The organism is Labedella populi (assembly GCF_004078655.1).
Lineage (GTDB): Bacteria > Actinomycetota > Actinomycetes > Actinomycetales > Microbacteriaceae > Labedella > Labedella populi.
The window spans coordinates 608,182-622,375 of record NZ_RZNC01000001.1; the positions used below are offsets into that span (position 1 = coordinate 608,182).

Genomic DNA, 14,194 nt, shown 5'->3' on the forward strand with positions numbered 1-14,194 from the left:
AGTTTTCAGGGGGGTGAGAGGGGTCACGGGTGGGCGGGGACGGTGGGAAGGGGGAGCGTCGCGGTGACGGTCGTCGGGCCTCCCGCCGGGCTCCACACGTCGAGGCGGCCGCCGACCCCGCGCACGCGCTCGTCGAGCCCGGCGAGCCCATGGCCCTCGAGCGGCTGAGCACCGCCGTGACCGTCGTCGCCGATCACGACACGCAACCAGCGCGTGCCGCCCTCGCCCGGAACCACCTCGAGTGTCACCGACGCCCACGTCGCACCGGCGTGCTTCGCGACGTTCGCCGCGGCCTCGCTCGCCACGAAGTAGGCCGCCCGCTGCACCTCGTCGGGGATGACGATCTCGCGGGGGACGTAGGCGCGCACCTCCATGGGCACGGTGCTCCGCGCCGCGAGCGACTCGAGCGCGGCGACGAGCCCGCGGTCGAGCAGGATCGGCGGCGCGAAGCCGCGCGAGAGGGCACGCAGTTCGTCGAGAGCGTCGCGGGACTGACCCGCAGCCTCGGCGAGCAGGGCGCGTGCGCGCTCAGGGTCGGTCTCGAGCTGCCGCTCGGCGCCGCGATGTCCATCTGCAGACGGACGAGGCGCTGCTGCGGCCCGTCGTGGATGTCGCGCTCGAGGCGACGGAGCGCCGTGCCCTCCGCCGCTGCGGCGGCGGTGCGAGTCGCCTGGACCTCGGCGACGCGGTCCTCGAGGTCCTCGCTGCGGAACCTCGCGAGCATGAGGCGCGCGATCGCGTGGTGGGCGAGTGTGAGCCCGTGCGTGACGAAGGGAAGGGTGGCGAGGAGCAGCAGACCGACGACGACATTGAGCAGCATGTCCGCGGCCTGCGCGCCGATCGAAGGCGCAACGCCGGGCCACAACACCTGGAACAGCCCCTGGTTCGTGCGTTCCGCGTCGATCCACCACGGGAAGCTCCACGCGAGGGCGCCGCCGAGACCGCCGAAGACCCACGCGATCGTGACCGCCCACGTGAAGGTTCCGACGATGGGGTTCACGATCGTGGTGTGCACGAGGTGCAACCAGGAGTGCGGGTCGGTGAAGGGGCGGAAGAACGTCCGCCAGAATCCCTCGGCAGGGCGGACCGGCCAACGCGGCTCGTCGATCGGAGGGAGCCCTGCTCCGCGGAGGCGCAGGAGCTCGAACGAGCCGAACGCGCGGCCCACGTACAGGGTCGCGAACAAGACGAACAAGCCGACGTAGATGACGATCGTGCCGGCACCGATCGCGAAGAGTGTCACGGCAAGGATGTTGCCGGCGATCACGATCGGGAGGGTGGGGAGGAGGAAGCCGAGCTCGCGGGGATCGCCGCGCCAGAGTTTGCCGTAGGTGGCGAGCGGGCCGTCGGTGGTGCGCCGCTCGCTGGGGTGAGCCGCCACTGGGGTGGTCGCGGCCGTGTCGGTGGTCATCGGGTTCTCCTTGAGTCGCGTCGGCCGAGCGAGACGCTCCGGGACGACGGATCAGCTCCATCATCCCGGAAACGCGCGGTTCGGCGGGGATGACTCCAGCCTCTCCTCCCGCCTGCCCGTGCCCCATCCTGTGGACTGCCGACGTCGACGGGGGATAGCCCCCCGCTCATCTCTCGGGATCGAACTCCACGTCGCTTGTCGGGGCGGCGCAGCACACGAGGATCGAGCCCGCGGGAGGCGGGACGAGCGGGTCGACGAGGTACTCGACCGTGCCGCTCCGGAGTCGACGGACGCACGTCCCGCAGGCGCCGACGCGGCACCCGCTCGGCCAGTCCTGGCCGACACCCTCCATCGTGTCGAGAAGCGATCCGGAGCGGGGCCGCCACTGCGCTTCCGCCGATCCCGCGCGCACGCGATGCGGCCCAGAGGACGAGGCTGCCCGTGGCGCCGTGAGCTCTGCCGCCGCCGGCGAGTAGAAGATTTCGGCGTGGACGTGCTCGGACGGGACGCCGGCCGTCTCGAGCGCCGACCGCACCTCAGCGGCGAAGAGCGCTGGACCGCACACGAAGACGTCGACGGCAGTGGGATCGAGTCCGTCGATCGTCGCGAGGACGTCGCTCGCGGTCGGCCGTCCGGCCCGAGCGCCATGCGACTGGACCCCGTCGGGGTCCGCTCGGCTGAGGTGGAGGGTGAGAGAAGCGTCCCCGAGCGCCGCGGACGACCGGGCCACCTCCTCCCACAGTGCGAGGTCGGCCGCCGACCGCTCCACGTGGAGAACGCGCACGCGCCGGTCCGAGCGCTCCGCCGCGAGCGCGCGCAACATCGCGGTGGTCGGGGTGATGCCGGACCCGGCGCTCACGAGCACGACGTCGCGCTCGTGAGCGCGATCGAGCGTCACGTCCCCGAAGGGACCAGTGATGATGAGATCGTCACCCACCGAGAACCGCTCGTGCATGGCGGTGGAGATGCGGCCGTCGCGGCGGACGGTGATGCGGGCGCGACCCGGTGCGATCGCGGAGATCGTGTACGCGCGCCACGCGGGCGCTTCCTCGCCCGGGAGATGCACACGCACGTGCTGACCCGGTCTCGCCTCGCCGATCAGGCCCGTTGGATCCGCGATCCAGAAGCTCGCCGAGCGGGAGCCCGCCGTCTGCCGGTCGACGATTCGGCCGGTGCGGGGCCATCCGGCCTCGCCGTCGAGCGGAGCCGCCTCCGGTGCCGTGTGGTCGAGGATCTTCAGGGCGTCGCCCGCGCGCACGGAACCGCCTGTGATGACGCGCGCGTAGACGCCGCAGTACATGTGGCCGAAGCGGCTCGCGAGCAGGGCGGGGACGTTGAGATCCGAGACCCCGGAGACGGGATCGATCGTCGTGGCGCGGCAGCGGTCCGTCGGCTGGAAGAACTCGAGGACGGCACCACCGACGCGGACGCGGCGGCCGAGGAGGTCGAGCTCGCCCCAGGCGGGGACGCCGTCGAGCAGGATGTTCCCGCGGAATCGACGCGGATCGACCTCCGCTCCGGCGGTGGACTCGAGCGCGGCGACGGTGGCGAGGTTGATGAATGAGAGGTGCGCCTCGGGCCAGTCCCAGAGACCGGTGGCGCCGGTGCGGATGAGGCGCACGGGCCCGGCGGGCCCTGCGGTCAGTGCATCGCCGAGGAGCGCGTTGACGGTCGATCCGCGCAGGGTGGCCGTGCCGAGCGGCGCGCTCGCCGTGTCGCCGCCCGGCGCGGTGAGCGTGAGGACCGGGTCGTCCCCCTCGGCCCCGTCGAGAGCGACGCCGAACCGGACGATCCCCTCGTAGCGTGCGACGTGGAAGTACGCCTCACGGGAGTTCCAGGCCGCGGGCGTCTCGACGCGCACGCGCCCGTTCTCGATCGCGTGGCTCCGGTCCCATCGCAGTCCGCGCCCCGGCTCGAGCGCCACGGCGCCCTCGGCGACGATCCCGGGCAAGCCCTTCACCGGGTAGCGGGTGATCGACGCGATCCGCGGCTCGCTCATGCTTCCTCCCCGGTCTCGGCGAACCGCTCGACACGTCGCCACCCTCCATGATCCCGCGTCGACCCTCTTCTCCCCTCTCTTACCCCCCTAAAAACTTCTTATGTGCTTGAAAATTCGAGCACATAAGAAGTTTTCAGGGGGGAGAGAGGGGAGAGGAGGGCTCAGGGGGCGGGGCGGGGGCGGAGGGCCTGCATGCCGCCGTCGACCGCGAGGTCGATGCCCGTCGTGGAGCCGGACCGCGGGCTCGCGAGGTATGCGACCGCGTCGGCGACCTCGTCGGCGGAGACGAGCCGGCCGTGCGGCTGGCGCGCCTCGAGGGCGGCTCGCTCCGCGACCGGGTCGTCCGCCGAGTCGAGCAAACGGCCGACCCACGGAGTGTCGGCCGTTCCCGGGTTCACGCAGTTCACGCGGATGCCCTCGCGGATGTGATCCGCCGCCATCGCGCGGGTGAGCGCGAGCACCGCGCCCTTCGAGGCGCTGTAGAGCGCGCGTTGGGGGAGCCCGGCGGTCGCGGCGATCGACGACGTGTTCACGATCGCGGCGGCCGGCGACTCCCGGAGGTGCGGAAGGGCGGCGCGCGCCACCCGCGCCATGCCGATGACGTTGATGTCGAACACGCGGGCCCACTCGGCGTCGTCGTTGTCCGCGACGGTGCCCTGGGCGCCGATCCCCGCGTTGTTCACCACGATGTCGAGCCGCCCGAACTCGTCGACGACCCGCTGCACCGCGGCGCGCACGGAGGCGTCGTCCGAGACGTCCGCGCGCACCGAGAGGTGTCGCTCGTCGCTCGACTCCGCCAGGTCGAGCACGCCGACGCGTGCTCCGCCCTCCGCGAGTCGCGCCGCGATGGCGGCGCCGATCCCGGAGGCTCCGCCCGTGACGACCGCCACGAGCCCGTCGAAATCACCCATGATCCCTGATGTCCTTACGTCGATGGTGGAAGGCGTCGCTCACGGAGCGGCGCTGAACTCCTGGCGCTGTCGGCCGAGCCCGTCGATCTCGATCTCGACGACGTCGCCCGGCTGGATGTAGGGGAACCGCCCGGACAGGGCGACGCCTTCCGGCGTGCCGGTCAGGACGAGGTCGCCCGGTTCGAGGGTCATGTACTGGCTGAGGTGCCAGACGATGTGGTCCACGCCGAAGATCTGATCGGCCGTCGACGAGTCCTGCCGCGGCTCGCCGTTGACCCAACTGCGCAGCCGCAGGTTCTGGTAGTCGACGTCCTCGGGCGTGACGAGCCAGGGTCCGGTCGGGTTGAAGCCCGGCGCGATCTTGCCCTTCGACCACTGGCCGCCCGACTCCTCGAGCTGAAAGGTGCGCTCCGACAGATCGTTCGCCGTCACGAAGCCGGCGATGTGCGCGACGCTGTCGTCGGGGGAGTCGAGGTAGCTCGCTCGCGCGCCGATGACGATCCCGAGCTCGACCTCCCAGTCCGTCTTCACGCTGCGGCGGGGGATGTGCACGTGGTCATTCGGTCCCACGACGGTGTTCGGGACCTTGAGGAAGACGACGGGGACCTCGGGAGGGGCCGAGCCCGACTCGGCCGCGTGCGCCGCGTAGTTCATGCCGATGCAGACGACGGCGCTCGGCCGGGCGATCGGTGCCCCGGTGCGGAGGGATGCGGCGTCCTCGACCTCGGGCAGCTGCCCGTTCGCGCGCGCTTCGGCGGCGCGGGCGACGCCGTCCCCCGACAGGAAGTCTCCGTCGATGTCGGCGGTGAGGGAGCGGAGGTCGAACGTGGCGTCCCCGTCGATGAGGACGGGGATCTCCTGGCCGACGGGGCCGAGGCGGGCGAACTTCATCGTGCGATTCCTTCCAGGGGGACGTCGCTGTCGCGAGGGAACATCAGAACTCTAGCGGGGGGAAACGGGTCGAGGCAGCCCCAGTACCCCGGATCGGCGCAATTGACACTATAGACATCGGATGTTTATGCTCGCAGCATCCAACGAAGGAGAAACCGTCCGTGAGCATCGTCACCGCCATCGACACGAGCGACATCCGCTTCCCCACGTCCCAGCAGCTCGACGGCTCCGACGCGATGAATGCCGACCCCGATTACTCGGCGGCCTACCTCCGGATCTCGACCGACGCGAGCGACGGTCTCGAGGGCCACGGCTTCGTCTTCACCATCGGACGCGGAAACGACGTCCAGGTCGCCGCGATCCACGCCCTCCGCGAGCATCTCGTCGGTCGGAACGTCGAGGACCTGCTCGCGAACATGGGGGCGACGTGGCGCAAGTTCGTCTACGACTCGCAGTTGCGCTGGCTCGGTCCCGAGAAGGGCGTCATGCACATGGCGATCGGCGCCGTGGTCAACGCGCTGTGGGACCTCAAGGCGAAGCGTGCCGGCCTCCCGCTCTGGCAGCTCCTCTCGCGGATGACCCCGGAGCAGCTCGTCGAGCTCGTCGACTTCCGCTACCTGAGCGACGCGATCACGCCCGCCGACGCGCTCGAGATCTTCCGTGCGGCGGAGCCCGGTCGCGCCGAACGCGAGGCGGCCCTGCTCGCGACCGGCTACCCCGCCTACACGACGACGCCCGGCTGGCTCGGCTACTCGGATGAGAAGCTCGTCCGCCTCGCGAAGGAGGCCGTCGCCGACGGCTTCGACCAGATCAAGCTCAAGGTGGGTGCGGACCTCGAGGACGACATCCGCCGCATGCGGCTCGCTCGCGAGGCCGTCGGTCCGGACGTCCGGATCGCGATCGACGCGAACCAGCGCTGGGACGTCGCAGACGCGATCGAGTGGGTCAACGCCCTCGCCCCGTTCGACGTGGCGTGGATCGAGGAGCCGACGAACCCCGACGACATCCTCGGGCACGCCGCGATCGCCCGCGGCGTCGCGCCGATCCCCGTCGCCACGGGGGAGCACGGTGCGAACCGCGTCATGTTCAAGCAGTTCCTGCAGGCGAAGGCCCTCGAGGTGCTCCAGATCGACGCCACGCGCGTCGCCGGGGTCAACGAGAACATCGCGATCCTGCTCCTGGCCCACCGCTTCGGCGTCCCCGTCTGCCCGCACGCGGGAGGGGTCGGCCTCTGCGAGGCCGTCCAGCACCTCTCGATGTTCGACGCCGTCGCGCTCTCCGGCGAGACGACCGGGCGCGTCATCGAATTCGTCGACCACCTCCACGAGCACTTCGTCACGCCCGTCGACGTGCGCGGCGGTGCCTACTGGCCGCCGCTCGCGCCCGGAGCCGGCGCCGAGATGCTCGCGAGCACGCGTGAGGAGTTCACGTTCTCGCCGTCGGCCGACGTTCGAGAGGTGGTCGCCCGGTGACGACACTGCGCACCGCCGCGACCGCCGTCCCGTTCGGCGATCTCACGTACGGTGCCGCGAACGTCGGCAACCTCTTCCGCGCTCTGACGGATGACGACGCGGCCGCCGTCCTCGAGGCGGCGTGGGAGGCGGGTATCCGCTCGTTCGACACCGCTCCCCACTACGGGCTCGGGCTGTCGGAGCGACGGCTCGGAGCGTTCCTGCGTACGAAGCCACGCGACGAGTTCGTGATCTCGACGAAGGTCGGACGGCTCCTCCGCCCGAATCCGGAGGCTGACGGCGGTCTCGATCTCGACAACGACTTCCACGTCCCGACGGACCTCCGTCGGGAGTGGGACCTGAGCGCGGACGGCATTCGGCGGAGCCTCGAGGAGTCGCTCGAGCGCCTCGGTCTCGATCGCGTCGATGTGCTCTACCTGCACGATCCCGAGCGGCACTCGCTGCGTGAGGGTCTCGACTCCGCCATCCCGGCGCTCGCCGCCTTGCGTGACGAGAGGACGGTCTCGGCGGTCGGCGTCGGGGCGATGACGACGGAAGCGCTCACGGCGTCCGCCGAGACGGGGGCAATCGACCTTCTCATGGTGGCCGGGCGGTTCACGCTCGCGGAGCAGCCCGCGGCCCTCGACGTCTTCCCGGCGTGCGATCGCAACGGCGTCGGTGTCGTCGTGGCGTCCGTATTCAACTCGGGGCTCCTCGCGCAGGACGTCCCGGCGCGCGACGGCCGGTACGAGTACGGCTCGGTGCCGGACGACGTCTTCGACAGGGTCTCCGCGATCGCCGCGGTCTGCGCGGAGTTCGACGTCCCACTCCCGCACGTGGCGCTGCAGTTCGTGCAGCGGCACCCCCTCGTCCGTACGGTCGTGGTGGGCGCGAGCCGCCCGGAGCAGATCCGCCAGAACGCCGAGCGGATGGGCGCCCCCGTCCCGGACGGCGTCTGGAATCGACTCGAGGAGGACGGTCTCGTGTCCGCTCTCAGTCCGCGATGCGTGCCCTCATCCGAGCGATGCGTGCCCTCATCCGATGTCTAATCGTGATCTGACGGTCTCCTGTCTCCCCGACCGCCCTCTATCATCGGAAACATCCGACCGCTCGAAGGAGAGTGATCATGCTCGACGGAATTGATCCCGTCCTCACGGGGGAGCTCCTGCTCCACCTCGACGCGATGGGTCATTCGGACGCGGTCGTCGTCGCCGACGCGCATTTCCCTGCCCACCGCATCGGGTCCCGTGTCGTCGACCTGCCGACGCTCTCCTCGCCCCGCGTGCTCGCGGCGATCCGCTCGGTCGTGCCGCTCGACGACGCTCCCGGCCTCGACCTCATGAGGTCGGCCGACGGAGGGGTCCTCGATGTCCAGCGCGAACTCATGACGGCGGCCGGAACGGGCGACCGTGACGTGCGTTTCGTCGAACGATTCGACTTCTACGACGTCGCTGCGCCTGCCTACCTCATCGTGCGCACGGGCGAGACCCGGAAGTACGGCAACGCGATCCTGCGCAAGGGTGTCGTCGGGCACCCGCCGGCGGTGGGCTCGTGAGTGCCGCTGCGCGGTCAGTGCAGCGCGATCGTCTCGACGGTCCGCAGGTGGTCGCGGATGAAGCGGTTGGCGTGGGCCGCGAGGTCGTCGCCGTCGTCCCAGAGGTTCCGCCACACGCCGAGGGTGTTGCTGAGCGTGGCGCTCACGACCGTCGAGGAGAAGGACTCGAAGACCACGGGTCCGTCGTAGTCGACGCGCGCGAGTGCGCGGAAGAAGGAATCGAAGTCGACCGTTCCGGATCCCAAGTACCCGCGGTGCGACTCGCCGATGTGCACGTAGCCGAGCCTCTCATCGACGTCGAGCACGGGCTGCATGAGGTCGGACTCCTCGATGTTCATGTGGTACGTGTCGAGGTGCACGAAGACGTTCTCGCGGTCGATCGCGTCGAGGAAGCCGAGCGCTTGTCGGCCCGTGTTGACGAGATTCGTCTCGTAGCGGTTGACGACCTCGAGCGAGAGGTCGATCCCGAGTGCGGCGGCCTTCTCGGCGAGGCGCCTGAGCGCGGCGGCGCTCGCCGCGCGGCCCTCGGCCGTCGGCGGCGTGACGTACTTCTTCATGGCGCTGTAGAGGACGCCACAGAGCTTCGTGGAGCCGAGGGCTGCGACGATGTCGAGGCATTCCTCGAGGAGTCGCTCGCCGGCCTCCCGGGCTTCCGGGTCCTCACTCGTGAGGTCGGTCGCGTCGCTGAGGCCCAGGGAGGCCGTCGCCGCGATGCCGTGCGCGGCGAGCTCGCGGGCCGCGTGCTCGCGGTCGAAGGCGTAGGGGTCCATGAGCGGGAATTCGATGAGGTCGAAACCGGCCTGGGCGGTCTTCTCGACGGCGAGCGAAATGCCGGCACGGTCGAAGGTTCCGGTGAAAACGAGGGCGTGGACGCCGATCTGCACGGGGTGGTCCTTTCTCGAGGATCGTCTCTGATCCGGGGAAACGTCGGTGGTTCTCGCCCACACTATGCTTTTCACGCGCCATTAGATACATTTAGGTACAACTTCGGCCCTGAGGTCCCGACGAGCGAGTGCGACCATGTCGCCTGAGTTTCCGGGAACCCGCGGACCGGAGACGCATCTCTCCAACGAAGCAGGGAGCAACGTGACCACCCATCTGCTCGACGTCGACGGCATCAGCAAAAGCTTCCCCGGCGTCCAGGCTCTCAAGGACGTCCGGTTCCGCCTCGACCGGGGCGAGGTCCTCGCCCTCGTCGGCGAGAACGGCGCAGGCAAGTCGAGCCTCATGAAGATCCTCTCGGGGATCTACACGAAGGACGACGGCACGATCCGCTTCGAGGGCAAAGAGATCGAGATCGACGGGCCGCGCGCCGCTCAGGCCCTCGGAATCTCGATCATCCACCAGGAGATGAACCTCATGCCCCACCTCACGGTGGCGCAGAACATCTACATCGGTCGGGAGCCCCGCGGCCTCGGGGGCTTCGTCCTGCGCGAGCGCGCGCTCAACAAAAAAGCGGGAGAGCTGCTCCGACGACTGCGCATCGACCTCGACCCGCGTCAGGAGGTCGGCGAGCTCACCGTCGCGAAGCAGCAGATGGTCGAGATCGCGAAAGCGCTGTCGGTCGACTCGAAGGTCCTCATCATGGACGAGCCGACCTCCTCGCTCACCGCCTCCGAGAGCGAGACGCTCTTCCGCCTCATCGAGGGACTCAAGGCCGACGGGACCGGCATCATCTACATCTCGCACCGCATGGAGGAGCTCGGGCGCATCGCCGACCGTGTCACCGTCATCCGCGACGGCCGCTACGTCGGCACCCTCGAGAAGGGCTCGTTCGACGTCCCCACGATCATCGAGATGATGGTGGGCCGACACATCGACGAGAACGCCCGGCCCGCGACGATCGATACTCACGACAACGACGTGGTGCTGAAGGTCGAGAACCTCAGCACGCGGAGCCTCGTCACGGACGTGAGTTTCGAACTGCGCCGGGGCGAGATCCTCGGCTTCGCCGGTCTCATGGGCGCCGGCCGCACCGAGGTCGCGCGCGCCATCATCGGGGCCGATCCGAAGACGAGCGGCACGATCACCGTGAACGGGAAGGCCGTCGGCATCACGAAGCCGACGGACGCCGTGAGGCACGGCATCGGCTACCTCTCGGAGGATCGCAAGGCCCTCGGCCTCCTGCTCGGCCAGACGGTGAGCGAGAACATCCTGCTCCCGTCGCTTCCGAATTTCACGAACCCGCTCGGCTTCGTGCAGCCCGCGAAGGGCCGCAACGTCGCGAAGCGCTACGTCGACCAGTTGAAGATCAAGACCCCGTCGGTCCAGCAGGTGACGAAGCTGCTCTCGGGAGGCAACCAGCAGAAGGTCGTCATCGCGAAGTGGCTCGAACGCGATTGCGACATCCTCATCTTCGACGAGCCGACCCGTGGCATCGACGTCGGCGCGAAGGACGAGATCTATGCGTTGCTGACGGATCTCGCGGCGCGCGGCAAATCGATCATCGTCATCTCGTCGGAGCTGCCGGAGGTCTTGCGTCTCTCGCATCGGATCGCCGTCATGGCGACGGGGCGGATCACGGGCTTCCTCGACAACGAGAAGGCCACCCAGAACTCCGTCATGGAACTCGCGACGCGAGGCCACGAATGATCACCCCCCGACCCCGCGCCTCGCGCACACTGCACGCCACCACCGCCGTCCCTGGAGAGAGAGCTCACCGATGACCACCTCCACACCCCCCACCCCCACTTCGTCGGCGACGGCCCCCGAGCAGATCAATCCGCCCGGAGGGACCGAGCGCCGCCCGATCGGTCAGGTGCTCCGCAGTCAGCTGCAGCAGTCCCTGGCGTTCGCGACGCTCGTCGTGCTCATCATCTTCTTCTCGATCTCGAGCAGCAGCTTCTTCACGGTGAGCAACATCTCGGGCATCCTGCTCTCGACCGCGGTGATCGGCATCCTGGCCGTCGGCACGACGTTCGTGATCATCACGGGCGGTATCGATCTGTCGATCGGAACCGGCATGACGCTCTGCGCGGTCATGACGGGTGTCTTCATCACCGACATGGGCCTCCCGCTCATCGTCGGCGTGATCGGCGGCATCGCGACCGGCGCGCTCATGGGCTTCATCAACGGACTCAACATCACCTTCCTGGGCCTACCGCCGTTCATCGCGACGCTCGCGATGATGCTCATCGCCCAGGGCCTTGCGCTCGTGATCTCGGGCGTCGCGCCGATCTACTTCGCCGAGCAGGCGTTCAAGGACATCGCCCTGGGAACGCTCATCCCGGGTCTGCCCAACGCGGTCCTCATCCTCTTCGCGTGTGCCCTCGTGGCCTACGTCGTGCTGAGCAAGACGATCCTCGGCCGATACACGTTCGCGATCGGCTCGAACGAGGAGGCGACGCGGCTCTCCGGCGTCAACACCCGCAAGTGGACGATCCTCATCTACACCGTCGCGGGCATCTTCACCGGCATCGCGGGCGTCGTCATCGCCGCCCGACTCGGCTCGGCGCAGCCGCAGCTCGGCACGGGCTACGAGCTGCAGGCGATCGCTGCCGTCATCATCGGCGGGACGTCGCTCCTCGGTGGGCGCGGCTCGATCCTCGGAACGCTCATCGGTGCGCTCATCATGAGCGTGCTTATCAACGGTCTCCGCATCCTGTCGATCCAGACGGAGTGGCAGAACGTCGTGGTCGGAATCGTGATCCTCGTGGCGGTCTTCACCGACTCGCTGCGTCGTCGTCGCGAAGCCTGACCTCACCCTCTCGGAGCGACCGATCGGCGAGGCGCCGAGCGGTCGGATCCGTTCGATACTGAAATCGGTTCCAGCCCCGTGATCTCGCGGGAGGTAACGATCTTGTATCTACATGGCCCAAACCTGCACAAACGCCTCACCCCCGAATACCGTAAAGAGACCAGCAGAGGTGCTGGGACCCGAGAACAATGGAGTTTCGATGAAGAACGCTAGGAAAATGTCGGTCCTCGCGACCGCAGCCATCGCGGTGGTCGCCCTCGCCGGGTGCGCCCAGGGCGGCAGTGCCGGAAGCGGCGGCGACGCGGGGAGCGGCGACAAGCCGTACATCGCGATGATCTCCAAGGGCTTCCAGCACCAGTTCTGGCAGGCCGTCAAGCAAGGCGCCGAGGAGAAGGCTGAAGAGCTCGGAGTCGAGATCACCTTCGAGGGTCCCGCATCCGAGACCGAGGTCGACGCGCAGCTCCAGATGCTGCAGGCGGCCATCGACAAGAGCCCCGACGCAATCGCGTACGCGGCGCTCGACCCCGAGGCCTGCATCCCCCTCATCGACGCCGCCGGCGCCGCGGACATCCCCGTCGTGCAGTTCGACGCGGGTTGCGACTCCGACGTCCCGGTCAGCATCGCCAAGACCGACAGCCTGGGCGCCGGAGCCCTCGCCGCCGACCACATGGCCGAACTCATCGGCGAGGAGGGCGAGGTCGCGATCGTCGGCCACAGCCAGATCAACTCGACCGGTGTCGAGCGTCGTGACGGCTTCGTCGAGCAGATGGAGGCCGAGTACCCCGACATCGAGATCGTCGACATCCAGTACGGCGACGGTGACCACCTCAAGTCCGCCGACATCGCGAAGGCCATGATCGCCGCCCACCCCGACCTCAAGGGCATTTACGGCACCAACGAGGGATCGGCCGTCGGCGTCGTGAACGCGCTCACCGAGCTGGGCCTGAACGGCGACGATCTCACCGTCATCGGCTTCGACTCGGGCAAGGCCCAGATGGACGCGATCACAAACGGCCTCATGGCCGGCGCGATCACCCAGAACCCGATCGGCATCGGCGCGGAGACGGTTCAGGCGGCGTACGACGCCATCAACGGCGACACGCCCGAAGAGGTCATCGACACCGGTTACTTCTTCTACGACGCCGAGAACATGAAGGACGAGGAGATCGCGGCCGTCCTCTACGAGTAGGCCTCTCCAGCGGTACCCGGGGACGGGGGCGGTGCGCGATCGACGCGCTCCGCCCCCGTTCTCACATGCGATTGGGGGATGACGCCGGGCGCGGTGTCGGGGCGGAGTACTAGCGTGGACGCGTGAGTGAGCTCAGCCGATCGGAACGTCGTCAGAACGCGTCAGTATCGGGCGCCCGGCAACGCGCCCACGTCGAGTTGAACGCGTGGCGCCGCATCGTCGGCATCCTCGCGAACGACGAGGCGCGCGCCGTCTACGCCCGCATCGTCCTCGGCGAACCCGTCACGGAGGCCGCGACGGGGCTCCGCGAGAGGCGGCTGGGACGGGTGCTCGCGAACCTCGTCGACAGCGGGCTCGTCCGTGAGGACTCCGGTGTCCTCGTCGCCACGGGCGATCTGTTTCGATCCATGCTCGCGGCGGAGCCTGCGCAGCAGGCCACCGGTGTTGATCGCTTCCTGCGTGACGGCCGGATCGAGCAGTACCCCGCATCGGCCGGGGAGCGCCGTGAGCTCCTCGAATGGGTCGTCGCCGAGGCGTTCGCTCCGGGCGACGAGCTCTCCGAGGGGGATGTCAACGAGCGGCTCGCGCGCTTCACGGACGATGTCGCCGTGCTGCGCCGGTACCTCGTGGACCACGAACTCCTCGAGAGGACGCCGTCCGGCTCGACCTACGCACCCGTCGCGCGCTGAACGGCCGTCGCGTCACCCCGCGCACGGCCCTGAGCCGCGAACGGGGCGGGAGCGAGCCGTGGGACCGGCGTCATGACGGATGGGGTTCGTCCTCTCTCAGGGTGAGACTCCCGAAAGGACACGAACCATGAACATCGTCATCGACGAATACAGCGTCTGGACCACCGCGCTCAAGGCCGATCGGCTGTTGAATCGACTTCCCGCTGAACAGATCGCCCACCTCGGCGACGGTTTCGCGTGGGACATCACGGACGAGGACGTGATCGTCGCGCGCCGCTACCTCGTCGGCGCCCGCGTCCAAGCCGTCGTGCTCGGCCGCGAGATCGCCCGCATGGTCGCCGCGCCCGAGGGCGTGCTGCTCGAGCACCCCGCCCGACGCGACCTCGCGACGGCCTGACGGG

General features: G+C 69.1%; 14 protein-coding genes. 8 read left to right on the plus strand and 6 right to left on the minus strand.

All coding sequences use genetic code 11. The annotated features are described in order from the left end of the window. Positions 1 to 23: 23 nt before the first annotated feature. From ELQ92_RS16520 to ELQ92_RS03075, 5 genes are all read right to left on the minus strand, one after another. Positions 24 to 248, minus strand: a complete 225-nt coding sequence (locus tag ELQ92_RS16520; RefSeq protein WP_243694837.1) for a sensor histidine kinase — start codon at positions 246 to 248, stop codon at positions 24 to 26. After that, on the minus strand, positions 245 to 1,411 hold the full coding sequence (locus ELQ92_RS03060; protein ID WP_243694838.1) for a sensor domain-containing protein: 1,167 nt from the start codon (positions 1,409 to 1,411) through the stop codon (positions 245 to 247). Before ELQ92_RS03060 ends, ELQ92_RS16520 begins: the two co-directional genes overlap by 4 nt. Positions 1,412 to 1,577: 166 nt before the next feature. Continuing rightward, entirely contained in the window at positions 1,578 to 3,410 is a 1,833-nt protein-coding gene (locus ELQ92_RS03065; protein WP_128497497.1) for an MOSC domain-containing protein, read from the minus strand. A gap of 161 nt (positions 3,411 to 3,571) precedes the next feature. Then, the gene (locus ELQ92_RS03070; RefSeq protein ID WP_128497498.1) at positions 3,572 to 4,321 is read right to left on the minus strand and encodes an SDR family NAD(P)-dependent oxidoreductase; all 750 of its coding nucleotides are present in this window, start codon (positions 4,319 to 4,321) and stop codon (positions 3,572 to 3,574) included. A 39-nt stretch (positions 4,322 to 4,360) separates the two neighbouring features. Then, the gene (locus ELQ92_RS03075; protein ID WP_128497499.1) at positions 4,361 to 5,212 is read right to left on the minus strand and encodes a fumarylacetoacetate hydrolase family protein; all 852 of its coding nucleotides are present in this window, start codon (positions 5,210 to 5,212) and stop codon (positions 4,361 to 4,363) included. A gap of 161 nt (positions 5,213 to 5,373) precedes the next feature. On the opposite strand from ELQ92_RS03075, the gene ELQ92_RS03080 reads away from it, so the two are divergent. From ELQ92_RS03080 to ELQ92_RS03090, 3 genes are all read left to right on the plus strand, one after another. Beyond that, on the plus strand, positions 5,374 to 6,684 hold the full coding sequence (locus ELQ92_RS03080) for an L-fuconate dehydratase (protein ID WP_128497500.1): 1,311 nt from the start codon (positions 5,374 to 5,376) through the stop codon (positions 6,682 to 6,684). Next, positions 6,681 to 7,712 carry an aldo/keto reductase gene (locus ELQ92_RS03085; protein ID WP_243694839.1) on the plus strand — a complete coding sequence of 344 codons (1,032 nt, stop codon included), beginning with the start codon at positions 6,681 to 6,683 and terminating at the stop codon, positions 7,710 to 7,712. Before ELQ92_RS03080 ends, ELQ92_RS03085 begins: the two co-directional genes overlap by 4 nt. A gap of 77 nt (positions 7,713 to 7,789) precedes the next feature. Next, a complete protein-coding gene (locus tag ELQ92_RS03090) occupies positions 7,790 to 8,218 on the plus strand; it encodes an RbsD/FucU family protein (RefSeq protein WP_128497501.1) in 429 nt (142 codons plus the stop codon). A gap of 14 nt (positions 8,219 to 8,232) precedes the next feature. On the opposite strand, the gene ELQ92_RS03095 is transcribed toward ELQ92_RS03090, so the two are convergent. Continuing rightward, complete coding sequence (locus ELQ92_RS03095; RefSeq protein ID WP_128497502.1) at positions 8,233 to 9,102, minus strand: sugar phosphate isomerase/epimerase family protein; 870 nt, start codon at positions 9,100 to 9,102, stop codon at positions 8,233 to 8,235. A gap of 202 nt (positions 9,103 to 9,304) precedes the next feature. On the opposite strand from ELQ92_RS03095, the gene ELQ92_RS03100 reads away from it, so the two are divergent. From ELQ92_RS03100 to ELQ92_RS03120, 5 genes are all read left to right on the plus strand, one after another. Continuing rightward, positions 9,305 to 10,810 (plus strand): sugar ABC transporter ATP-binding protein, encoded by a 1,506-nt coding sequence (locus tag ELQ92_RS03100; protein WP_128497503.1) that lies wholly within the window; start codon positions 9,305 to 9,307, stop codon positions 10,808 to 10,810. Positions 10,811 to 10,880: 70 nt separating this feature from the next. Beyond that, complete coding sequence (locus ELQ92_RS03105) at positions 10,881 to 11,915, plus strand: ABC transporter permease (protein ID WP_128497504.1); 1,035 nt, start codon at positions 10,881 to 10,883, stop codon at positions 11,913 to 11,915. A gap of 217 nt (positions 11,916 to 12,132) precedes the next feature. Beyond that, a complete protein-coding gene (locus ELQ92_RS03110) occupies positions 12,133 to 13,104 on the plus strand; it encodes an ABC transporter substrate-binding protein (RefSeq protein ID WP_243694840.1) in 972 nt (323 codons plus the stop codon). A 122-nt stretch (positions 13,105 to 13,226) separates the two neighbouring features. Then, a complete protein-coding gene (locus ELQ92_RS03115; RefSeq protein ID WP_243694841.1) occupies positions 13,227 to 13,793 on the plus strand; it encodes a DUF2087 domain-containing protein in 567 nt (188 codons plus the stop codon). Positions 13,794 to 13,920: 127 nt separating this feature from the next. Beyond that, on the plus strand, positions 13,921 to 14,190 hold the full coding sequence (locus ELQ92_RS03120; protein WP_128497506.1) for a hypothetical protein: 270 nt from the start codon (positions 13,921 to 13,923) through the stop codon (positions 14,188 to 14,190). The last annotated feature ends 4 nt before the right edge of the window (positions 14,191 to 14,194 follow it).

Coding starts and splice junctions, on each gene's coding strand:
- ELQ92_RS03060 (WP_243694838.1), bottom strand. CDS start 1,411: ATGACCACCGACACGGCCGCGACCACCCCAGTGGCGGCTCACCCCAGC.
- ELQ92_RS03065 (WP_128497497.1), bottom strand. CDS start 3,410: ATGAGCGAGCCGCGGATCGCGTCGATCACCCGCTACCCGGTGAAGGGC.
- ELQ92_RS03070 (WP_128497498.1), bottom strand. CDS start 4,321: ATGGGTGATTTCGACGGGCTCGTGGCGGTCGTCACGGGCGGAGCCTCC.
- ELQ92_RS03075 (WP_128497499.1), bottom strand. CDS start 5,212: ATGAAGTTCGCCCGCCTCGGCCCCGTCGGCCAGGAGATCCCCGTCCTC.
- ELQ92_RS03090 (WP_128497501.1), top strand. CDS start 7,790: ATGCTCGACGGAATTGATCCCGTCCTCACGGGGGAGCTCCTGCTCCAC.
- ELQ92_RS03105 (WP_128497504.1), top strand. CDS start 10,881: ATGACCACCTCCACACCCCCCACCCCCACTTCGTCGGCGACGGCCCCC.
- ELQ92_RS03110 (WP_243694840.1), top strand. CDS start 12,133: ATGTCGGTCCTCGCGACCGCAGCCATCGCGGTGGTCGCCCTCGCCGGG.
- ELQ92_RS03120 (WP_128497506.1), top strand. CDS start 13,921: ATGAACATCGTCATCGACGAATACAGCGTCTGGACCACCGCGCTCAAG.